The organism is Kitasatospora albolonga, assembly GCF_039535905.1.
Classification (GTDB): domain Bacteria; phylum Actinomycetota; class Actinomycetes; order Streptomycetales; family Streptomycetaceae; genus Kitasatospora; species Kitasatospora albolonga.
This window is the reverse complement of record NZ_BAAAYB010000145.1, coordinates 67,349-87,124: the sequence shown is the minus strand read 5'-3', so window position 1 is coordinate 87,124 and position 19,776 is coordinate 67,349. Positions and strand designations below refer to the sequence as shown.

Genomic DNA, 19,776 nt, shown 5'->3' with positions numbered 1-19,776 from the left:
GGGCGTGCACACACCGCCGGACCCGGTCCCATCCTTTCGGCCCGGCGGCGTCGAAGGGGAGGTGATGGCCGACGACGGAAGGACGTCCCCATGGCGCACCACCCGTTCGCCCCTGTGCGAGGGAACAGGCCGGCCGAACCCGATGCGCTCGCCGCATGGCGCCTCCACCACGCGGATCCGGCAGCGGAGGAACCGCCCGGAGACGACCTCCTGGCGCTTCTCGCACGGGCCGAGTACGGCCACCGCCCCAGTCCGGAGGGCGAGGGGGTGCTGCCACCGGAGGACCTCCTGACGGCGCAGTTGCGGCGCGTCGCCCGGGCCGGGGTTCCGGCCGATCCGTGGTGGCTGGTGCAGGTGTCGCGCGGGGGAGCGCTGCAGCGCAGCGCGCTGGCGCAGGCCTGGGACGTGACGGTGCGGTCGGGGCTCGGCGGTGAGGCCGCGGCCGCACTGCGCAGCCGCCTCCTGTCCGGCCCGCCCGCGCCGGAGTGGGCTCACCTGCTCGATCTGGCCGAGTCGCACGGCCTGTCGCCCCTGACCGCGGCGGAGTGCGCGGCGGCGGCCCACAGCCGTGACCGGCCGGTCCGGCAGGCCGCTTGGCGGTACCTGTCGGGCCTGCGGGACGGCGCGGCCGTGCTGCCCGAACGGAGCCGTACCCCGGCCGACCGCCACGAGGCGCTGCTGCTCTCCGCGGCCTGGCACCGGTCCGCGCCCGGTCACCCCGCCGGGGAGGAGTTCCGCCGCGCCGTCGAGGGGCTGCCCGCCGTGCGACCGGCGGGGACGGTGGTGGCCCAGAGCATGATGCTCGGCCGCCTGGAGGAGCCGGGTGCGGGCCCGAGCGGCGGGATGAGCGTCCTGGTGCGTGCGCTCGGCGACGCACTGACCGCCACGGGCCGGATCGCGCGGGGTCCTGACCCTGGCCACTGCGGGCGGCGGCGACCTGTCCCAGGGGCTGGTGAGCCGCCTGGGCCCGGAGCACTGGCTCCTGCGGATCCCGGTGCCCGGGGCCGCGGCCGATCCGGGCAGCGGGCCCGAGGCGCGGGCCGCCCTGGCCTGGTGGACCACTCGCCTGCTGGCACTTGAGGGCGCGCGCCCCGGGGTCGTGCACGCCCGCTTCGCCGACGACGCCTCGCTGGCCGTCGCGGACGCGGCCCGGCGCAGCGGGGCGCGCTTCGCGTTCACCGTCACCCCCGATCCGCACCGGACGATGGGGGAGCGGCACCGGGGCGTCGGGAAGGCGCCGTGCACGGAGCCCGCGGCGGCCCTGCGCGCCGACCTGCACCGGGTCTTCGCCGCCGACCTGCTCGCCGAGCGCTGCGATCTGCTGGTCACCATTCCCGGGCCCGAAGGGGGCCGGGAGTTGATGACCCACTACCCGCACCTCGTGCGTGCCCGCGGCGCCCGGCCGGTGGTCTCACCGCCGGAGGGCATTCCCCCGTTCGTCCCGGCCGACGGGGACGGGGACCTCGGCGAGCAATTTCTGCGCAGGCTCTTCGGCGGGGCCGGGGGCGAGGGTGGGCTCGGCCCGGAGGCCCGCGGCAGGCGGCTGTTCCTGACGGTGGGGCGGCTGCACCCGGTCAAGCAGCAGGACCGGTTGGTCGAGGCGTGGATCGAGGCCGGCCTGCACCACCGGACCGCCCTGCTGCTGGTGGGCGGATCGGCCCGTTCGGGCACCGCGGTGGAACGGGAGATGCGCGAACGCATCGCCAAGCTGCTCTCGGCGGACCCTGCCGCCCGGCGCACCCTGGCGTGCTGGCCGGCGCTGCCCAACCGTCAGGTGCGGGTGCTGGAGCGGACGTTGGCCGGAGCGCGGGGCGAGGGGACGTGCGTCTACGTGTGCCCGAGCGCCAAGGAGGAGTTCGGCCTGGCCGTCCTGGAGGCGATGGACGCGGGGCTGCCCGTGGCGGGGCCGCAGCGCGGCGGCGTCCCGCACTACGTCGAGGACGGGGTCAACGGCTTCCTGCTGCCCACGCACTCGACCTCCGCCCTCGCCGGACGACTGGCCGAGCTCGCCGTGACGCCGCCCCAGGCGTTGGCCCGCGTCGCCGCAGCCGGAGCGGCGACGGTGCGCGAGCGGTACTCGGTCGCGGGAATGGCGAGCGAGCTCGCGCACGCGTACGAGCGACTGGATGTGGAGTCGCCGCGCCGGTGACGGTGTCGTCGGCGCGGCTGCAGCGGTGAGGTGCGTCGATCGCCGGCCTCGTCGCTTGCGCGCTGACCGTCCGTCAGCCGGCCGGTCGGGCTGGGCAGTGCGCGCCCGGTGTGGTGGGTGGTCACGGGCCCGGGAGACGCGGACCGGACGGGGGCCACTGGCCGGCGATCTGTCGCCGCAGGGCTGCGAGGCGTGCGGCGTGGGCGTCGAGAGAGGCGAGGGCGTGGTCGGTCTCGGCCTGGACGTGAGCTCGCAGGTCGTCGAGCCGTCGTGCGAGCTGGTTCCAGCGGTCGCGCTGGTCGCGCGTGTCAGGAGCGTCGTCGGTTGCTGTCATGGCGCAGTCGGTCGGTGTGGTGGGCGAGGTCGGCGAGGCGGGTGGCGAGGTCGGGGTGGGCCGTGCCCAGGTGAGGTTCCAGATCGGCCAGGGGAGCGAGGAGGTCGGCCGAGTCGGCGGCCGCCAGCGCGGTGCGTAGGTCGCTCTGGGCTCGGTGTGCCTCGCGGGGCAGATCGGTGAGGGCGGTGAGGTGGGCGGCGAGGACGCGCAGGTCGGCTGCGTTGGTGCGGGCCCAGTCGCTGACGGTGCGGTCGGCGGCGCGGCGGTCGCGCGTGGCCTTGACGCGTTCGGCGCCGGTGGAGTGATCGCTGCGCGTTCCGGGTCGTAGGCGCAGGTAACGGTTCTCTGCCGCCTGGCGACTGGCGACGCCCATCGGCGGGGCCAGGTCGGCCCAGGTCGCGCCGGCGGTCCGGGCGGTCTCCACGAGGCCGGCTTCCCAGCCCGCGAGTTCGGTGCGCAGTTCACGCAGCAGGAGGAGGGCGGCCAGGGCGGGTTCGGGCCCGGTCTCCGGTGCGGGGTGCGGGGCGGGGGGAGCCGGTGCGTGGGCGGTGCGGACGGCGTCGTCTATGGCGGCCAGAGCCGCCGCGGCGGCGATGAAGGAGGCCGGTCCGCCGGGGGACCTCGCGCCCTTCGGGCTGGGGGCCGGTGTCTCGTGCATGGATGTCACTTTCTTGGCGACGGTGCTTTTTGTCATCGGACGGATGACATGTTAGAACAGTTCCAGGTGAAGCGCACTGGCTGCCCAAGCCCGACCACCTGGAGGTGTTTTCCGATGCTGATGCGCACCGACCCCTTCCGTGAGCTGGACCGGCTCACCCAGCAGTTCATCAACTCGACCGGCACCTGGTCGCGTCCGACCCCGATGCCGCTGGACGCCTACCGTGCCGGTGACGAGTACGTGATCTGCTTCGACCTGCCCGGGGTGGACCCGGGAGCGATCGACATCGACGTCGAGCGCAACATGCTGACCGTCAAGGCCGAGCGCCGTCCCCGCCGTGAGGGCGAGGGCGTGAAGTGGGAGCTCGCCGAGCGCCCGCTCGGCGTCTTCTCGCGGCAGATCATGCTCTCCGACACCCTCGACCCCGAGGGGATCAGCGCCGACTACGACGCCGGCGTGCTCACCCTGAAGATCCCGGTCGCGGAGAAGGCCAAGCCCCGCAAGATCGCCATCAACAGCAGCGCGAGCCCCAAGCAGATCCGGGCCTAGCCTCCGAAGCTGTTCCGCGCCGCCTCAATTCCCCCCGGGGGCGGCGCGGAACACCCCTCGGCCGGGTCGTCACGCTCGACCTCGCACGCGCATGGCCGGTGCCGTGCACCAGCGCGGCGAGTTGACTTGAGCGCGCCCGTACGTCGGCCCCGGCGCTGGGTGGCAGGATCGGCGGCCGCCCCGACGGGCAACGGATTCCGAGGAACAGCGGGAGGGGCCATGCCCCTGCGGTGGAGCGCGTTCCTGGACGAGGTCCGAGTGCGTGGCGCATCGGCCGTCCCGGACCGTCCCACCGCCCCTGACCCCACCCACCAACGAGCCGCCCCGTCACGGCCACTACCGGAGAGAGCTCGCCATGACCAGGCACCGCCGCCTCATCCAGCGGATTCGCGTCACCGGCCGGTACCCCAGCGACCAGGAAGCCGAGAGCGCCCTCGCGGCCGTCCTGAGTGTTCTCGGCGGCCAGCTCACCGGTGACGAACGCTGCGCGCTCGCCGCCGCCCTGCCCGAAAGCGACCGCGCGCAGTTCGCGGCCCGGATTCCGCTGCCCGAACCCGTCGCCGGCCCCGCGTTCGTCGAATCCGTCGCCCGCATCCTCAACACCACCGTCGCCAGCGCCCGTTGGGACGCCTCCGCCGTCCTCTCGGCTCTGACCGACCTCGCCGGGGACCAGCTCACCGACCGCCTCCTGGCCCAGCTGCCCGGCGGCTACGCGCTGCTCTTCGGCCGCGCCGACCTGGCCGCCGCCTGAGCGAACCCGCTCGTGCAAGACGCCCCCGAGACCCGAAACCTGAGCCGCGATCGTGACTCCCGCCGAACTCCAGCGCCTCCTGCTCACCCACCTGCCGGCGATCGAGGGGGTGGAGTCGGCCAGGGCCTGGCCGGGGCGGACCTTCGGGTTGGTGGTCAGGCTCGGCGGGGCGGGGGCGGTGTTCTGGATGATCACCGGCGCATCCGGCACCGCCCCGACCCGCAAGGACGCCGAGCGGCTGCCCCCGCAGCCGACGCCCGCGCTCGCGGGACCAAGGGTGGCGACCGCCCAGGTGGAACAGGCGCTGCTGACGGCCCTGGCCGCCGGGGACACCGACGACCAGGTCATCCGCGCCGACCGCTACAGCACCCGCCCCGCTCCGCCCGCCGTCCGCTACGGCTTCACCGCCGACTGCGCGGACGGCTGGCGCCTGTTCGTCGCCTGCGTCGGCACCGCCGGGCGGGGCGAGGACCTCACCGCCGAGCGCCACTTCCACCCCGCCCAGGAGGTCTAGCGGACGAAGGGTGACGACGGACCCGGCACGCACCGCGGCCGTGGGGTCCGGAACCACACTGTGGTTCCGGACCCCACGGCCGGGAGGAGCCAGTGGACGCCGAGTCAGCGTCGCGAGCGGCGGCCGAGTTCGGCGCCGCCGAGTACCAGTGCCAGTACGAAGATCACCGCGCCGATCACCAGGAGCCAGAGCATCCCCTTGATCAGCGCACCCGCGAAGCCCAGGACCACGGCCACCAGGATGAGGAACAGGATCAGCGCCATGTGCCCACCTCCCTCGGCGACGTGACCGCCCGGGTCACCGGTCGAACACGCCCTTGATCTTGTCGATGCCTTCCTGCACCTTGTCCTTCGCCTCGTCGACGGCCTGTTTCACCTTCGACTCGGCCTGATCGGCCTGGCCCTCGCCCTTGAGCCGGTCGTCCCCGCTCACCTCGCCCGCCTTCTCCTTGGCCGTACCAAGGACCTCCTGGGCCTTGTGCTGCACCTTGTCGGACATCTCGCTCATGGCCGTACCTTTCCTCGGGAATCGGTGACGCCTCGCCGTGAAGGCGTGAACACCGAGCGTCACACACTGGCTGTTCGTCCGCGACCCGGCATCCGTGCCGTGCCGGTGCGGACGGTGGGCTAGCTGCCGAGAGGGGTCTTCGCGGCGGCAGGCGGCTCCTCGTAGGTGGCCAGGGCCAGGCCGAGGCCGAAGAAGGTGGGCGCCCACTCGCCGACGAAGATGCCCCAGCGGTCGGCCCTCTCCACGCCCGCGTTCTCCGCCTTCATCGACACGACCCAGCTCAGGAGGGACAGGCCGACTGAGCCGAGCGCCGCGGTGTAGGCGTGTTCGCTGGTGAGGCCGATCTCGTGGAGCTTGCGGACGACAGACATGGCGATCACTCCGTTCTTCGAGGGAATCCCCCGAGTTCAGGGTGTGCGCTGCGCCGGAGACGGGTCAGTTGCATCGCTTCCGCACTGCATCGGGTGCGCGAGCCGGACGGTGCGGAGCATCCGGTCCGGGGGCGCGGCGCCGGCCGCGTCCCCGGGCACGTCGCGGACCGATCAGCTCGTCGCGTCGTCCTGATCCCCGTCGAGGTAGGCGCGGTAGGCGGCGGCGACGTTGGCGAGGTAGTGGATGGCGCCTGCTCGTTCGCGCTCGCCGAGGCCGTCGGCCGCCCGGTGCAGGAGTGCCAGGAGCGGCGCCAGTTCGCCCATCACGTGGCCGAGGCCGCTGGGTGTCGCGTCCAGGACCTGGCGTCTGCCATCGCTGGGGTGGGAGGTGCGGCTGAGGTGGCCCTCGGCGACGAGGCGGTTGACCGACTGGGTGCCCGCGGCGCTGGTGACGCCCAGGCGCCGGGCCAGCTCGGCCGGCCCGATCGGAGCTCCGGCCGAGGACGCCATCACCACGTGTTCGACGGCTTCGACGTTGGTCAGTGGCATTCCCAGGCGCTCGGCCAGGGTGGTCCGGGCCAGTTGCGTGAGGGTGAGCACCTCGCGCAACGCGCCGGACAGGTCGTCCGCCCCTCCGTCGCCTGGCGGGCTTGGCGGGGTAGCGCTGGTGCGATCCGGATCGCCGTCGGCTCCGAAGACGGGGTGTTGCGCCATGACCGACATTCTGACACGGTGAAAGTAGCTAAGTAACTTAACTACCCTGTGAGGGTCCATCCCGTGTTCCCGCGTCCATCCGGCTCACTCCAGCGGCCAGCCCCTCCCCGATTCCCGGCCCGGCCGCGTACCAGTGCCTGGCTCGTACTCCTGCTCACCCTGCTCGGACTCGCCGCCGCCTTCGCACTCGGCCCCGCCGACGCCACCACCACCGAGGCCACCGGCACCGGCCTTCCCGCCGAGTCCCAGTCCGCCCGGGCCGCGGCCATCGTCAAGACCCTCCCCTCCGGTGCCGCGGCACCCGCCATCGTCGTCTACAGCAACACCGACTCCGGCCCCCTGACGGACACTCAGCAGGCCTGGATCGGCGCACGCGCCGAGGCGCTCGGCAAGCTCGGCCTGGCCCCCGACGCAGCCCGACCGGAAACCGTCCAGGGCAAGGTCGCCACCGTCGCCGTCCTGCTGCGCACCGACGCGGGCGACGAGCAGAACACCCAGGCCGTCGACCGGATCCGCGAGCTCGCCTCCGCCGACCTCCCCGCTCCCCTGAAAGCCGAGGTGACCGGGGCGCCGGCCTTCAGGGCCGACGTCGCGCAGATCTTCGCCGGAGCCGACACCAACCTCCTGCTCGCCACGGCCGCGGTCGTCGCCGTGCTCCTGCTGGTCACCTACCGCAGCCCGATCCTCTGGCTGGTCCCCCTGCTGGTGGTGGGAGCCGGAGACCGCGTGGCGGGAATCCTGGTCGGCGCCCTCGCACCGCACGCGGGCGTGGACGTCGACGCCTCGGCCGCCGGGATCCTGTCCGTCCTGGTCTTCGGCGCGGGCACCGACTACGCACTCCTGCTGGTCTCCCGCTACCGGGACGAACTCCACCTCACCGAGGACCGGTTCACCGCGATGGCCCGGGCGTGGCGCGGCACCGCGCCAGCCGTGCTCGCCAGCGGCACCACCGTCGTGCTCAGCCTGCTGACCCTCCTCGCGGCCGAGCTCACCGGCAACCGCGGCCTGGGCTTCGCCGGAGCCGTCGGGATCGTCACGGCCGTCTTCTTCGGCCTCGTCGTCCTGCCCGCCGCCCTCGTCCTGCCGGGACGCTGGCTGTTCTGGCCGCTCGTCCCCAAGGTCGGAGAACCGCTCACCGCCGACCGCAACGGCCTGTGGTCACGCATCGGGGCCGCCGTCGCCAAGCGCCCCGCCCGGACAGCCGTCGCCGGCACCGCGGTGCTGCTCGCCCTCGCCGCCGGAGCACTCGGAGTGCAGACCGGCCTCTCCCAGGCCGACGCCTTCCGCAAGACCCCCGACGCCGTCCTCGGCCAGCGCACCCTCGCCGCCGTCCAGCCCGCCGGCACCGCAGCACCCCTGACCGTCATCGCCGACCCGGCCGCCGCGGACCAGGTCATCACAGCGGCGCGCTCCGTACCCGGCGTCGCCTCCGTCACCCCCGCCGCCACCACCGACCGCTACGCCACCGCCCAAGCGGTCCTCACCGCCGAACCCGGCACCGGCGAGTCCGACCGCACCATCGAGCGCCTGCGCTCAGCCCTCGCCCAACTGCCCGCCGCCAACGCCCTCGTCGGCGGAGAGACCGCCGAAGCCTTCGACACCGCACGCGCCAACGAGCACGACACCCGCACCGTCGTCCCCCTGGTCCTCGGCATCGTCCTTCTCGTCCTCGCGGTACTGCTCCGCGCGATCGTGGCGCCCCTGCTGCTCATCGCCACCGTCATCGCCTCCTACTTCGCCGCACTCGGCGCCAGTTGGATCCTCTTCCGCACCGTCTACGACTTCCCCGCCCTGGACACCAACGTCCCGCTGCTCTCCTTCCTCTTCCTCGTCGCGCTCGGCGTCGACTACAACATCTTCCTCATCGCCCGCACCCGCGAGGACACCCTCGGCGGCCACGACACCCGAAGCGCCGTCCTGCGGGCCCTGGCATCCACCGGCGGGGTCATCACCAGCGCCGGCATCCTGCTGGCCGCGGTCTTCGCCGTCCTCGGAGTCCTTCCCCTGATCACGCTCACCCAGATCGGCGTCATCGTCGGCGTCGGCGTACTCCTCGACACCCTCCTGGTCCGCACCGTCCTGGTGCCCGCCCTCGTCCTGCTGACCGGGCGTCACTTCTGGTGGCCGAGCCGCCCCGAAACCTCGGCCCCCAGCATCCCGCAACCACCACACTGACCGACCACTGCGCCCCGTGCCCGGGTCCGCCCCCGGCCGGACGGACCCGGGCCGCGCCGGCTGACCCGCACTCAGATCGCCCCGGTTGACGCGCCTATGACCTGATATCACCTGATTCATCGGGCTTCCGGGTGAGAATCGCCTGGTGCCTCTCGACTCCCCGCTCGGCTTCCCCCGTGCCCTGCCCGCGTTGCTGATCGCCGCCTCCGCCCTGGCCGCCGCGGCCGCGCCCGCCGTGCCCCCGGCGGGCCGTGCGGTGCCGACGGCCGGGCCGGGCGGTTCGGTGGTGACGGTGCGCACCGGCGGGGACCGCATCCGCGACCTGGTGGAGACCCCGCTGGCGGGGGTGCGGCTGGGCCTGTACGCGGCCGTGGACTCGGCCGCTCCGGTGGACCCGGCCTGGGGCGTGTGCACGGCCGACGCCGACGGGGACTGTTCCTTCAGCGTGCCGGACACCGGCGCCGGCGGAGCGAACGCCGGGGCGCGGTACTGGGTGCGGCAGCTCCCGGACGGGGTCCCGGCGGGCTGGTTCACCAACCCCGCGCTGCGGACCGGGCCGGGCAGCGGCAGTGACTCGACCGCCTCGCCGTACGCCTTCCGAACGCCCGCGCTTGCCGCCGGGCGGACCTACTCCTCGCTGGACACCGGCCCGGACGGCTTCATGGCCAGCGACACCTTCGGCACCAACTACACCGCCTCCGGAGGGGTCTGGCAGTCCTCCCGGACCAACCCGTTGCCGGCGGTGGGCTGCGGACTGGACGTCGCGGTGGTGCTCGACCTGTCCGCCTCGGTGGGCAGCGCGCTGCCCCAGCTGAAGGCCGCCACCGACACCTTCACCGACGCGCTCACCGGGACGCCGTCCCGCATGGCGCTGTTCTCCTTCGACCAGGCGTCCCCCGCCTCCAGCGTGGCCGACAACCACCCCGAGCTGCGGCCGGTCTCCACCAAGGCCGGGGCGGACGCCTTCAAGGCGCTCTACGCGCCCTGGGCGCTCGGCAAGGGCACCAACTGGGACCAAGGCCTGGGCGCGGTGGCCGCCGCCGCGCAGCGGTACGAGGTGGTGGTGGTGATCACCGACGGGAACCCGACCCGGTTCGGGGAAGGGGCCGAGGGCGACGGGTCCAGGACCCACTTCCGGGACGTGGAGAACGGCGTCTTCGCGGCCAACGCCGTCAAGGCGACCGGCGCCCGGGTGATCGCGCTCGGCGTCGGCAAGGGCGTCGAGGGCGTCTCCGGCCTCAACCTGCGCGCCCTGTCCGGCCCGACGCTCTACGACGGCACCAACCTGACGCGCGCCGACCACTTCCAGACCGCCGACTTCGAGGCGGCCGGACGGGACCTGCACGACCTGGCGCTGACCCGCTGCCAGGGGAGCCTCTCGGTGGTCAAGCAGATCGTCCCGGCCGGCAACCGGGGCGAGGACGTCACTGGATCCGTCAACGCCGGTGCGGGCTGGACCTTCACCGCCACCACCGACGACCCTGGCATCGGCGGCCTGCCCGACACCAAGGCCACCTCCGACGACGGCACCGGCTCGGTCGCCTTCCAGCCGGTCTTCACCACGACCACCAGCGGCGCGGTGAGCATCGCCGAAGTCCAGCAGCCGGGGCACGAACTGGTGACCCAGGGCGGCCACAACGCGGTGTGCACCAACCTCAACACCGGGCAGGCCGTCCCCGTCGCCGACGGTCCGACCGGGGGCGCCGCGTTCACCGTCACGGTGCCCAGCACCCAGGCCGTCAGTTGCCTGGTGCACAACAGGCCCGTCCTGGCGGCCGATGTCACGGTGACCAAGCAGTGGCTGGTGGACGGCGTGCGCTTCCCCGACGGGCGCCAGCCCGAGGGCCTCGCCGCCATCCTCACCCTCACCGGACCCGACGGGGCCGGCGCCACCCCACAGCCCTGGGGCCGTCCCCGGCCGGGCTACCGGGTCGGCGACCGGGCCACCGTCTCCGAGAGCACCACGGTGACCCGCCCCGGCTGCGCCCTGGTCTCCTCCCGCCTCAGCGGACTCGACGGCGCGACGGTGGACCGAGCCCTGCCGTACACCGCCGAACTGACGGATGATCACCTCACGGCGGAGGTCACCAACGAGGTCGAGTGCGCGGAGGCCCCCGCGCCCCCGCCCGGCCCCGGAGAGCCCGCACCGGATCCGTCTCCCTCGCTGCCGGGGCCCGGGCCGTCGGACGGCCCCGTACCCCCGCCCGGCACCACCGGCCCCGTGACCACCCTCCCCGCGACCGGGGCGCAGGGTCTCACGGGCCTGCTCGGCTGGGCTGCGGGAGCGAGCGCTCTGGGCACGACCGTCCTCGCCGTGGCCGCCGCCCGCCGTCGCCGGAGCCGGTGACCGCCGCCGGCGCCGGCGCTTCGCAGAGCACCTCGAGTGACGACCCGGCCGCCGCACCGGCCGACTGGTCCGCGCCCGCGCCCCTAGCGGTGACGGGCCCCCGACGGAGGAGGCACGACCATGTTCCCCACCCATCTGCAGGCCGGGCTGGACCGGATCCGCTCCGGCCTCGAGGACCTCTACCGTGACCTCCACACCCATCCGGAGCTCTCCTTCGAAGAGCACCGCACGGCCGCCCTGGTCGCCGGCCGGCTGCGGGGGCTGCGCGGCTGGGAGGTGGTCGAGGGCGTCGGAGGCACCGGCGTCGTCGCCCGCCTCGACAACGGACCGGGCCCCGTGGTGATGCTCCGCGCCGACATGGACGCGCTGCCGGTGGAGGAGCGCACCGGACTGCCGTACGCCTCCACCGTCCGTGTGACCGGCCCCGACGGCCGCACCACTCCCGTCGCGCACGCCTGCGGCCACGACATGCACGTCACCTGCCTGCTGGGCGCCCTCGACCTGCTCGACTCCGACCGCGCCGCCTGGCGGGGCACCGTGCTCGCCGTCTTCCAGCCCGCCGAGGAGCTCGGCAAGGGCGCCCGGGCCATGGTCGAGGACGGGCTGTTCCGATGCTTCCCGAAGCCGGACGTCCTGCTGGCCCAGCACCTCGCTCCCGCGCCCGCCGGCTGGATCGGGCTCTCCGAAGGAGCCGCCCTGGCCGCCAGCGACGGTCTGAGGATCACCCTGCACGGCCGGGGCGGCCACGGCTCCCGGCCCGAGACGACCGTCGACCCGGTGGTGATGGCGGCCACCACCGTCCTGCGCCTGCAGACCATCGTCTCCCGGACCGTCGCCGCCACCGAGGCCGCCGTGGTCACCGTCGGTGCGGTCCACGCCGGGACGGCGGGCAACGTCATCGCGGACCGTGCCGAGCTGCTGCTGTCGGTGCGCAGCTTCACCGAGCCCGTGCGCCGCCGGGCCCTGGACGGCATCGCCCGGATCGCCGAGGCGGAGGCCGCCGCCTCGGCGGCACCCCGTCCACCCGAGGTGGAGGTGCAGCACTCGTTCCCCGCCGTGGTGAACTCTCCGGCGGCCGTGGCACGGCTGCGCGAGGCCTTCGCCGCGGTGTTCGGGGCCGAGCGTCTGCTGGACCCTGGGCCGCAGCCCGGCAGTGAGGACGCCTCCGAACTCGTCAAGGCCGCCGGTGCCGCCTGCGGCTACTGGTTCTTCGGGGGGAGCGACCCCGCCGCGTTCGCGGGCCGGTCGCTGGAGGAGGCCCTGGCCGGGTTGCCGTCCAACCACTCGCCCGCGTTCGCTCCCGTCATCCAGCCGACGCTGGACACCGGTGTGGCGGCCATGGTGCTCGGAGCGCTGGCCTTCCTCGGGGCGCCGGACTGAGGAGCCCCGGCCCCGTCGCGCGGGTCGGTCAACGGCTGCGTCGTCCGGTGGCGGAGCCGTGGCCCGGCGTCTGCTCGCGCATCGCCGCTTCGAGGCGTCGCAGCATCGTCTCGTCGGCGGTGAGTTCGAGGACCGTCAGCAGGGTTTCGACGAGCTCCGCGTCCGCGGCGGCGACGGCGAGGCGCAAGCGCTCGACCAGGTCGTCGGCGGGTGGCTGCGGCGCGCGGTGGGGGCTCACCGGACACCCCGGGGAGCCGCGGAGGCGCGGGCCGAGGGTTCGCCGTGCGGGCCGTGCGGGGTCAGCACGGCCGTCCCGTCGACGAGTGCGTCCAGAACGGCTCCGACCCAGCGGTGCAGGTCGGCTCCGGGCGGGAGCGTGGGAGCGGTGCCGGCCACGGCCCGGCCGGCGAAGCCGGTGTCGAGGTGGGGCAGGCGTGCGTCCAGGACCGCGACGCCCCGCCCCGCGTGTTCGGCGCGTGCCGTGTCCAGCCAGGCCGACAGCGCGGCCTTCGATGCCCGGTAGGCGGCGGTGCCCACGAGCGGGTGGTCGACGATCACGCCGGTGATCGCCCCGGCGGAGCGGCCAGGGCCGAGCAGGGGGAGCGCGCCTGCGAGTACCGCCATGGGGGCGAGGGCGTTGACGGTCATCAGGTGCTCCTCCACCTCCGGACCCAGCTGGGCACAGGCGCCGAACGCCACCGCGCCGATGGCCACCAGGACGGAGTCCAGGCCGCCCAGCCGCTCGGACGCGTTCGCCGCCAAAGCACGGCAGGCCTCCAGGTCGTAGGCGTCGAAGACGTCACCGGTGCCGGCACGGGCTCGTCCGGCTGCCTGTGCGAGACGCTGGGGGTCACGCCCGGCGACCGCCACGTGCGCGCCCCGTGCGGCGGCTGCCGCTGCCAGTTCGCCGCCGATGACGCCGGACGCTCCGACCACCAGGAGCTTCAGGTTCTTGATCTCCACGAGAACGACCTCCGGTGTTCCGTGCGAGGAGCCGGGCCGACCGGCCCGGCTCCTCGGAGTCACGTCGCGGCGCGCACGGGGCCGGCGTGCGCTGCACGCTGATCATGGATTCCTCCCACCCGTGCCGGACGGCCGGCTGCCGGTCCGTTGTGGTTCGAACCGGAAGGCACTGGCGGATTGCCTCGCCCGGGACCGTCGCGTACCGCGCTGCGGCGGATCAGTCGACGGTCTGCCACCTGCCGAAGCGCACGGGTACGCCGGGTGAGTAGAGGACACTGGTGGGTGCTCCTCGTACCGTGATGCCCGCAGCGCGGACCAGGCCGTCGGAGAGGCCACCGAGGCGTGCCTCGTACAGCGGCCAGGCCGGATGGTCGGTGGGCAGGTAGACGGTGCGGCCGCCGACCCGGGTGTGCAGGCCCCAGCGCGCGGTCAGGAAGTCGGCCAGCGGGCCGGGGGCCAGGAGCTGCTTCCCGGTGCGCGCGGTCAGCACACAACCGGTCCCGGCGGGCGACGGAGGGTGGGCCCGGGTGGCCATGAAGTAGGAGTCGCCGTCGACGCTCAGGTGGGTGGAGGACCAGCGGTAGGGCAGGGACAGCGTCGCGCGGGCTGCCAGGACGGCTGCCAGCCGAGGACACTCCAGGGACCGGAAGACGACGCCGCGCCGTCCCTGCCGGTCGACGGAGTAGAGCCTGACGTTCACCTCCGGGAACGTCCCCAGGTAGGGCAGGCCCGGGCCCCGGCCGAGGCCGAGGCGCTCCATCCGGAACGGCACGAGACCGACCCAGCTGGTTCCGTTCCACACGTCGGGCCGCACGTGCGGTGGCAGCAGCGGTGCGACGGCCGCCGGGTTCACGGGCCAGTGGACGAAGAGCAGGTGGCGCCAGAACTGTGACAGCACGGGGCGGTGCACGGGCCTCGTCGTCCGTGGTGTGACCGGCTCGATGATCATCGTTCCTCCTGCTCGCCGTCGGGCTGCCAGGTTGCCTCCGCTGTCGTGGTGAGCGGGATGTGCATCGGTGATGCATCACCAGGTCGGCGGTCGGCGCTGCACGCCCGACGTGCCGCACGGGCAGCGGTGGCGGGGACCTCGCGCCCCTGGCCACCAGGCGTTGCACAAACGCTGCAAGTGCGCCTGGGGAGCGGAAACGATGCACGGTGACGGTGTGAATCTTCGAACCCGTGCCCTCCGCGCCAGCCACTCGGGCACCGAGTGGGCGTCCGAGCCATTGCCGGTGCTGCTGCAGCGCGTGGCCGAGGGAGATCGGGGTGCGTTCGAGGGTGTTTACGAAGCGATCTCCGGGGCGGTGTACGGCGTCGCGCTGCGCACCCTGCGCGACAGGGCGCAGGCCGAGGAGGTGGCACAGGAGGTGCTGCTCGAGATCTGGCGGACGGCGTCCGCGTACCGCCCCGAACGCGGCTCCGTCACCACCTGGGCGCTGACCATCGCGCACCGCCGGGCGGTGGACCGGGTGCGTTCGGTCAGGGCCGCGGGCGAGCGGGACGACCGGGCCGCCCGACAGGACCCCGCGGACAGCGAGCCCCTGGAAGACCGCGTGCTGGGCTCCCTCGAGCAGGCCCGGGTGCGCACCGCACTGCGCGGCCTCAGCGAGGTCCAGCGCGAGGCCGTGGTCCTGGCCTACTACGGCGGCTACACCCAGCGGGAGATCGCCGATCTGACCCACGTCCCGCTCGGCACCGTGAAGACCCGCATCCGCGACGGGCTGATACGGCTGCGCAACGCGATGGGACTGGCCACCGTCCAGCCCGACGACGCATCCCGGCGGGCCGAGGTGGACGCGAGCCGTCTGCGACGGGCAGGAGGAGAGCGATGACCGATCAGCGCGCCGTACGCGAGTCGGTGTGGGACTACCCGAGGCCACCGGCCGTCGAGACCGCTTCCGGCCGGGTGGTCGAGGTCTGGTTCGCCGACCGGCTGATCGCCTCGACCAGGTCCGCGATGAGAGTGCTGGAGACGAGCCACCCACCGGTCTTCTACATCCCCGCCGCCGATGTCGCCGTCGACCTCCTCACCCCCTCCGGCGGGGCGAGCGTGTGTGAGTGGAAAGGTCTGGCCTGCTACTGGGACCTGTCGGTGGGGGAGCGCCGTGCGGCCCGTGCGGCCTGGAGCTACCCGCAACCGCTGCCGGGCTACCGGGAGCTGCGCGGCGCCTTCGCCTTCTACCCCGGCCAGGTGGACCGCTGCACCGTGGACGGCGAGACGGTCCGGCCGCAGGACGGCGCCTTCTACGGAGGCTGGATCACCAGCGAGATCTCCGGCCCCTTCAAAGGAGCCCCCGGGACATCGCACTGGTGATCCCTGACCGGAGCGGGAGCACCCGGCCCGCGCCTGCCGCACGTCACACGGTCACGCATCCAGCTCCGCGTCGAGGAGGTACCCGCGATGACGCCCTCATCGCCCGTCCGTGAAACCCCCGTCCTCTCGCCCGGGCCCGACTCGGTCGAGGAGGCGGGCTTGCCGACCGGTGCGGTCGCGCAGACCCTCGGCGTGTCACCGACCACCGTCCGTTCCTGGGAGCGCCGTTACGGCATCGGTCCGGCCCACCGCGAAGCGGGCCACCACCGCCGGTGGAGCCCTCGTGACATCGCGGTGCTGGAGACGATGTGTCACCTCACCGCCCGTGGCGTCCCGCCCGCCGAGGCCGCCAGGGCCGCGCTGGCCGGCCGCGACGCGGAGGACCGTGACGCCCCCGCGTCAGGGAGGGAGCCCGCCCCCGCAGCGGAGCACCCCGGCGCCGGCGCCAGCGGCGGCCGGGCCCTGCGGGTGGGGACGGTGCGCCCCGAATGCCGGGGGCTGGCCCGGGCGGCGGTGCGCCTCGACGCGGCGGAGACCGTCAGGATCCTGCGCGAGTCCATCGCGGCGCTCGGCGTCATCGAGGCCTGGACCGAGGTGATGATGCCGGCCCTGCGCGCTGCCGGCCGCAAGTGGGCCGTGGACGGCGAGCAGTACGTCGAGGTCGAGCACCTGCTGTCCTGGCACGTCTCCAGCGTCCTGCGCGAGGCGGCGATCGCCGCACTCCCGGCCACCTCCACCCGCCCGGTGCTGCTGGCCGCGGGGCCCGGTGAGCAGCACACCCTTCCGCTGGAGGCCACCGCGGCGGCGCTGACCGAACGGGCCATCCCCTTCCGCATGCTGGGTGGTGCCGTTCCGCCCCGCGCCCTGCTCGACGCCGTCCACCGGATCGGCCCCGGCGTCGTGATGATCTGGTCCCAGGACCACCGCACCGCCGACCGGGAGCTCGCCCGCCAGGTCGCCGCCGCGACCTGGGGGCCGCGCGGCTCCCGCACCGGTTCCCTCGTGGTGACGGCCGGGCCCGGCTGGGTCCGCCAGGGACCACCGCCGGGCACCTTCTGCCCCCGTACCCTGCAGGCCGCCGTCGACCTGCTCGAGGGCGCGGCCAGGAAGCCGGGCCACCCCGTGCCTCGCTGACGGTGGGGCGAGCAGTCGGAACACCCGAGCCGCTGCGCTGTCCGCGACGTCCTGCACCACCTGGTCGGTGCTGCCTGCCTGCCGAGCTGAACCGCAGCTTCGACATCGGCGGCCCCGACGTCCTCACCTACGAGAGATGATGCGGCGTCACTCCCGCGCCACCGGGGCTGCACCGGCGCCTCGTCGTCCCGATCCCCGTCCTGACGCTCCGTCTGTCCTCTGCCAGAGCGCGCTTCGGATCAGCCGCTCCTGTCCCGCCATCACCCCCCAAGACCGCTGCGCGAACGCTGCAACGAGCTTCGCGGTGCGTCGCACGTGACCGTAGGAGGCGGAGGTGGAAAGCCATGACGCATCCCCTGAACGACTGGGAGGCGACGCTCGCGGACGAGATCGAGCGTGTCCTGGCCGCCAGTGACCCCGGGCTGAACCGGATGCTGCGGCGACGCACCACCCGGGCGAGATTGTGGCTGTGGCGGCCGCGCGCCCTCGCCCTGCTGGTGACGCTGGCGGCCGTCCTGACCTTCGCCTCGGTGGTGACCGCCTGCACGGTCAGCCCCTGGGCCGCCGTCGCAGCCGCACCCGCAACCCTGGCCCTCGGCGCCGCCTGGCGGCGGCTCGGCGGCCTCTGCCTCTTCTGACACGTTCCCCGAGGAGCGACCATGTCCGCTGACCAGCCCGTGACCCCGAAGCCCGCCCTCGGCCCGGTCCCCACCGAGACGCCCGAATGCGAGGCATCGACCACCCACGCGATCTCGGTGCCCGAGCGCGTGGAGCTCCACGACGCCTGGCCGGGGTGGATCCCGGTGGCCGTGATCCTCCTGATGGCGCTCACGCTCGCCGCCTTCGCGATCGGACGCGTCGCGGGATGACGCCGCCCTACCCTTCGGCCCCCTCCGCCGGAGGCACTGCGCACCTCACCGCCGTCCCGCGTCTCACCGGTTGTCACAGACGGCTCGGCGAGGCCTTGTTCGCCCGGATCGCCGGGCCCGACGGCCCCGCGGTACGGGAGCGGATCCACCACGCCCCTGGACCGCGTCGGTTCGGCCCGGGCCGGGCGATCCGGGTGGTGCACGGCGACGCGGCGATGTTCGCGGGGGGACTCGCGGCCCTGCTGCTCCAGTCCCTGCACCCGGCGGCCATGGCCGCGGTGGCCGGCCACTCCGGCTACCTCGGCGACCCCTGGGGCAGGCTCCAACGGACCAGCACCTTCCTCGCCGTCACCACCTTCGGCACCGACGACGACGCCCGGGCCGCGATCGCCCGGGTCCGCGCCGTCCACTCCCGCATCCGCGGGACGACGCCCGCGGGCCTCGCCTACCGGGCCGACGACCCCCACCTGCTCGCCTGGGTGCACGCCGCCGAGACCGACTGCTTCCTGCGCGCCCACCAGCGCTACGGCGCAGCCCCGCTGGACGCGGCCGGATGCGAGGCGTACGTGGCCGACATGGCCGAGATCGCCGCCGACCTCGGCGTCACCGACCCGCCCCGCACCCGCACCACCCTGGCGGAGCTGCTCCGGAGCTACGACCCCGAACTCGCCGCCACCGCCGACGCCGAACGGGCAGCCCGGTTCCTGCTGCTCCGCCCGCCGATCCCGCTCCTGGCCCGTCCCGCCCATGGCGCGCTCGCCGTGGCGGCCCTCGCGCTGCTCGAACCCCGCCACCGGCGCCTGCTGGGCCTGCCGACCGCCGCGGCCTTCGACGCGGCGGCCGGCCCGCTGGGCACGGCGGTGGTGCGGGCGGTCCGCTGGCTCCTGCCACCGCCCGGCGGCACTCGCTGAGCAGCTCGGCCCTCGACCCGTGACGGGCTTGCACAGCGCCTGCGTGCCGGTGCACGCCCAAGGAGCACGAGGCCCTGAGGGGGTGTCAGTCCAAGGCGCCGTTGATGGTGGCCTTGGGGATCGCGATGCCCGGGACGTGGTAGGCCTCGAGGATCTTGCGATAGGAACCGTCGTCCATCAGCGACTGCAGTGCCGCCTGGATCGACTCCTTCAGGCCCGGCACGTCCTTGGAGACGCCGATGCCGATCGGGGATGCGCTCGTGGGGCCGACCGCCTCCTTTCCTCGCACGGTGTCGAAGGCCGCGCCGCCCTCGGCGGTGTCCGCCACGTAGGCAGCGGTCACCTCGTCGAGGAAGTCAGCGGAGACCTTCCCCGCCCGCAGCGCGAGCTGGGCCTCGGAGTCCTTGGAGAAGGCGAGGACCGTGATGGCGGGCTTGCCCTCCTGCTTGCAGAGCTCTTGGCGCTGCTCGAGGATCCGCTGGTGGTTGGTGCCGGTCTGCACCGAGACGCTCTTGCCGCACACGTCGGTGACGACCTTGATGTTCTCCGGGTTGCCCTTCTTCACGAGCCAGCCCGGGCCGGCGTTGATGTAGTCGACGAAGTCGACGGCCTGCTGCCGCTCCTTCTTGTCGGTCATCGCCGACATGACTGCGTCGAACTTGCCGGCTTGGACCGCGGGCAGGAGCCCGTCGAACTTCTGCCCGGTGAACTCGAACTTGACGCCGAGCCGGGCGCCGATGGCCCGTCCGAGGTCGTAGTCGATGCCGGTGATCTCCTTGCTGCCCTCGGACACGTACATCTCGAACGGCGGGTAGGGCAGGTCGGTGGCGACGCGGACCTTGCCGGCCTGCTTGACGGACTGCGGCACTCTGGCCGCCAGGGCGGCATCCGCGCTCACGGGGACTCCCTTGACCGTGGTGAAGGGAGGCATGGAGGGGTTTGCCGGGCTCTGCGAGGGCGTCGAGCCGCATCCGGTCAGTACGAGCAGGCAGGCGGCGGAGGCGGTTGCGGCGACGGGGTTGAGCCACCGGGCGGGGCGCAGGCGAGTCATCGTGGGGGAGCCCTTCGTCAGTCACTGGATCGGCCGAAACAGAAATTACACACTTGCCTGTATCTGCCGATCTGTATGAACGGTT

The 19,776-nt window shown here is 73.9% G+C and carries 23 protein-coding genes; 14 read left to right on the top strand and 9 right to left on the bottom strand.

Annotation, left to right across the window (positions count from 1 at the left end; genetic code table 11):
- Positions 1-267: 267 nt before the first annotated feature.
- Both ABD946_RS35920 and ABD946_RS35915 read left to right on the top strand, forming a co-directional pair.
- Positions 268-1,080, top strand: a complete 813-nt coding sequence (locus ABD946_RS35920) for a hypothetical protein (protein WP_345289873.1) — start codon at positions 268-270, stop codon at positions 1,078-1,080.
- The gene (locus tag ABD946_RS35915; protein ID WP_345289899.1) at positions 962-2,149 is read left to right on the top strand and encodes a glycosyltransferase; all 1,188 of its coding nucleotides are present in this window, start codon (positions 962-964) and stop codon (positions 2,147-2,149) included. Before ABD946_RS35920 ends, ABD946_RS35915 begins: the two co-directional genes overlap by 119 nt.
- 308 nt (positions 2,150-2,457) lie before the next feature.
- Here ABD946_RS35915 and ABD946_RS35910 read toward each other — a convergent pair whose 3' ends face one another.
- Positions 2,458-3,141: a hypothetical protein gene (locus tag ABD946_RS35910; RefSeq protein WP_345289872.1), complete on the bottom strand. Its 684-nt coding sequence runs from the start codon at positions 3,139-3,141 to the stop codon at positions 2,458-2,460.
- 114 nt (positions 3,142-3,255) lie between these two features.
- Here ABD946_RS35910 and ABD946_RS35905 point away from each other — a divergent pair, with 114 nt between their 5' ends.
- The 3 genes from ABD946_RS35905 to ABD946_RS35895 all read left to right on the top strand — a co-directional run bounded on the left by ABD946_RS35905 (position 3,256) and on the right by ABD946_RS35895 (position 4,955).
- Positions 3,256-3,690: an Hsp20/alpha crystallin family protein gene (locus tag ABD946_RS35905; RefSeq protein ID WP_345289871.1), complete on the top strand. Its 435-nt coding sequence runs from the start codon at positions 3,256-3,258 to the stop codon at positions 3,688-3,690.
- Between the two features lie 355 nt (positions 3,691-4,045).
- A complete protein-coding gene (locus tag ABD946_RS35900; protein WP_345289870.1) occupies positions 4,046-4,441 on the top strand; it encodes a DUF2267 domain-containing protein in 396 nt (131 codons plus the stop codon).
- Between the two features lie 52 nt (positions 4,442-4,493).
- Positions 4,494-4,955, top strand: a complete 462-nt coding sequence (locus ABD946_RS35895) for a hypothetical protein (RefSeq protein WP_345289869.1) — start codon at positions 4,494-4,496, stop codon at positions 4,953-4,955.
- Between the two features lie 104 nt (positions 4,956-5,059).
- Here the strand turns inward: ABD946_RS35895 and ABD946_RS35890 are convergent, their stop codons facing one another.
- From ABD946_RS35890 to ABD946_RS35875, 4 genes are all read right to left on the bottom strand, one after another.
- Complete coding sequence (locus tag ABD946_RS35890) at positions 5,060-5,218, bottom strand: hypothetical protein (protein ID WP_345289867.1); 159 nt, start codon at positions 5,216-5,218, stop codon at positions 5,060-5,062.
- Between the two features lie 34 nt (positions 5,219-5,252).
- Positions 5,253-5,462: a CsbD family protein gene (locus ABD946_RS35885; protein ID WP_345289866.1), complete on the bottom strand. Its 210-nt coding sequence runs from the start codon at positions 5,460-5,462 to the stop codon at positions 5,253-5,255.
- 119 nt (positions 5,463-5,581) lie between these two features.
- Positions 5,582-5,833: a hypothetical protein gene (locus tag ABD946_RS35880; RefSeq protein ID WP_345289865.1), complete on the bottom strand. Its 252-nt coding sequence runs from the start codon at positions 5,831-5,833 to the stop codon at positions 5,582-5,584.
- Between the two features lie 171 nt (positions 5,834-6,004).
- Entirely contained in the window at positions 6,005-6,547 is a 543-nt protein-coding gene (locus ABD946_RS35875; RefSeq protein ID WP_345289864.1) for a MarR family winged helix-turn-helix transcriptional regulator, read from the bottom strand.
- 63 nt (positions 6,548-6,610) lie between these two features.
- Between ABD946_RS35875 and ABD946_RS35870 the strand changes: the two genes are divergently transcribed.
- The 3 genes from ABD946_RS35870 (at position 6,611) to ABD946_RS35860 (ending at position 12,449) form a co-directional block, all read left to right on the top strand.
- A complete protein-coding gene (locus tag ABD946_RS35870) occupies positions 6,611-8,722 on the top strand; it encodes an MMPL family transporter (protein WP_345289863.1) in 2,112 nt (703 codons plus the stop codon).
- Between the two features lie 145 nt (positions 8,723-8,867).
- Positions 8,868-11,069 carry a vWA domain-containing protein gene (locus tag ABD946_RS35865; protein WP_345289861.1) on the top strand — a complete coding sequence of 734 codons (2,202 nt, stop codon included), beginning with the start codon at positions 8,868-8,870 and terminating at the stop codon, positions 11,067-11,069.
- Positions 11,070-11,189: 120 nt separating this feature from the next.
- Complete coding sequence (locus ABD946_RS35860) at positions 11,190-12,449, top strand: amidohydrolase (RefSeq protein WP_345289860.1); 1,260 nt, start codon at positions 11,190-11,192, stop codon at positions 12,447-12,449.
- Between the two features lie 28 nt (positions 12,450-12,477).
- Here ABD946_RS35860 and ABD946_RS35855 read toward each other — a convergent pair whose 3' ends face one another.
- The 3 genes from ABD946_RS35855 to ABD946_RS35845 all read right to left on the bottom strand — a co-directional run bounded on the left by ABD946_RS35855 (position 12,478) and on the right by ABD946_RS35845 (position 14,361).
- On the bottom strand, positions 12,478-12,687 hold the full coding sequence (locus tag ABD946_RS35855; RefSeq protein WP_345289859.1) for a hypothetical protein: 210 nt from the start codon (positions 12,685-12,687) through the stop codon (positions 12,478-12,480).
- Positions 12,684-13,412 (bottom strand): SDR family NAD(P)-dependent oxidoreductase, encoded by a 729-nt coding sequence (locus ABD946_RS35850; RefSeq protein WP_345289858.1) that lies wholly within the window; start codon positions 13,410-13,412, stop codon positions 12,684-12,686. Before ABD946_RS35850 ends, ABD946_RS35855 begins: the two co-directional genes overlap by 4 nt.
- Before the next feature lie 217 nt (positions 13,413-13,629).
- Entirely contained in the window at positions 13,630-14,361 is a 732-nt protein-coding gene (locus ABD946_RS35845; RefSeq protein ID WP_345289857.1) for a YqjF family protein, read from the bottom strand.
- 199 nt (positions 14,362-14,560) lie between these two features.
- Here ABD946_RS35845 and sigK point away from each other — a divergent pair, with 199 nt between their 5' ends.
- The 6 genes from sigK to ABD946_RS35815 all read left to right on the top strand — a co-directional run bounded on the left by sigK (position 14,561) and on the right by ABD946_RS35815 (position 18,640).
- Entirely contained in the window at positions 14,561-15,244 is a 684-nt protein-coding gene (gene sigK / locus ABD946_RS35840; protein ID WP_380150442.1) for an ECF RNA polymerase sigma factor SigK, read from the top strand.
- Entirely contained in the window at positions 15,241-15,726 is a 486-nt protein-coding gene (locus ABD946_RS35835; protein ID WP_345289855.1) for a DUF427 domain-containing protein, read from the top strand. Before sigK ends, ABD946_RS35835 begins: the two co-directional genes overlap by 4 nt.
- 87 nt (positions 15,727-15,813) lie before the next feature.
- The gene (locus tag ABD946_RS35830; protein ID WP_345289854.1) at positions 15,814-16,860 is read left to right on the top strand and encodes a MerR family transcriptional regulator; all 1,047 of its coding nucleotides are present in this window, start codon (positions 15,814-15,816) and stop codon (positions 16,858-16,860) included.
- A 344-nt stretch (positions 16,861-17,204) separates the two neighbouring features.
- Positions 17,205-17,498 (top strand): DUF3040 domain-containing protein, encoded by a 294-nt coding sequence (locus tag ABD946_RS35825; protein WP_345289853.1) that lies wholly within the window; start codon positions 17,205-17,207, stop codon positions 17,496-17,498.
- A gap of 21 nt (positions 17,499-17,519) precedes the next feature.
- On the top strand, positions 17,520-17,729 hold the full coding sequence (locus ABD946_RS35820; RefSeq protein WP_345289852.1) for a hypothetical protein: 210 nt from the start codon (positions 17,520-17,522) through the stop codon (positions 17,727-17,729).
- Positions 17,730-17,824: 95 nt separating this feature from the next.
- Positions 17,825-18,640, top strand: a complete 816-nt coding sequence (locus ABD946_RS35815; RefSeq protein ID WP_345289851.1) for an oxygenase MpaB family protein — start codon at positions 17,825-17,827, stop codon at positions 18,638-18,640.
- A gap of 85 nt (positions 18,641-18,725) precedes the next feature.
- On the opposite strand, the gene ABD946_RS35810 is transcribed toward ABD946_RS35815, so the two are convergent.
- Positions 18,726-19,538: an ABC transporter substrate-binding protein gene (locus ABD946_RS35810; RefSeq protein ID WP_345289849.1), complete on the bottom strand. Its 813-nt coding sequence runs from the start codon at positions 19,536-19,538 to the stop codon at positions 18,726-18,728.
- Positions 19,539-19,776: the final 238 nt, after the last annotated feature.

Bases quoted from the DNA above. Each gene is read 5' to 3' on its own strand.
- ABD946_RS35820 (WP_345289852.1), top strand. From the start codon at position 17,520: ATGTCCGCTGACCAGCCCGTGACCCCGAAGCCCGCCCTCGGCCCGGTC.
- ABD946_RS35845 (WP_345289857.1), bottom strand. From the start codon at position 14,361: ATGATCATCGAGCCGGTCACACCACGGACGACGAGGCCCGTGCACCGC.
- ABD946_RS35900 (WP_345289870.1), top strand. From the start codon at position 4,046: ATGACCAGGCACCGCCGCCTCATCCAGCGGATTCGCGTCACCGGCCGG.
- ABD946_RS35890 (WP_345289867.1), bottom strand. From the start codon at position 5,218: ATGGCGCTGATCCTGTTCCTCATCCTGGTGGCCGTGGTCCTGGGCTTC.
- ABD946_RS35880 (WP_345289865.1), bottom strand. From the start codon at position 5,833: ATGTCTGTCGTCCGCAAGCTCCACGAGATCGGCCTCACCAGCGAACAC.
- ABD946_RS35860 (WP_345289860.1), top strand. From the start codon at position 11,190: ATGTTCCCCACCCATCTGCAGGCCGGGCTGGACCGGATCCGCTCCGGC.
- sigK (WP_380150442.1), top strand. From the start codon at position 14,561: ATGCACGGTGACGGTGTGAATCTTCGAACCCGTGCCCTCCGCGCCAGC.
- ABD946_RS35910 (WP_345289872.1), bottom strand. From the start codon at position 3,141: ATGCACGAGACACCGGCCCCCAGCCCGAAGGGCGCGAGGTCCCCCGGC.
- ABD946_RS35830 (WP_345289854.1), top strand. From the start codon at position 15,814: ATGACGCCCTCATCGCCCGTCCGTGAAACCCCCGTCCTCTCGCCCGGG.
- ABD946_RS35825 (WP_345289853.1), top strand. From the start codon at position 17,205: ATGACGCATCCCCTGAACGACTGGGAGGCGACGCTCGCGGACGAGATC.
- ABD946_RS35905 (WP_345289871.1), top strand. From the start codon at position 3,256: ATGCTGATGCGCACCGACCCCTTCCGTGAGCTGGACCGGCTCACCCAG.
- ABD946_RS35885 (WP_345289866.1), bottom strand. From the start codon at position 5,462: ATGAGCGAGATGTCCGACAAGGTGCAGCACAAGGCCCAGGAGGTCCTT.
- ABD946_RS35835 (WP_345289855.1), top strand. From the start codon at position 15,241: ATGACCGATCAGCGCGCCGTACGCGAGTCGGTGTGGGACTACCCGAGG.
- ABD946_RS35875 (WP_345289864.1), bottom strand. From the start codon at position 6,547: ATGGCGCAACACCCCGTCTTCGGAGCCGACGGCGATCCGGATCGCACC.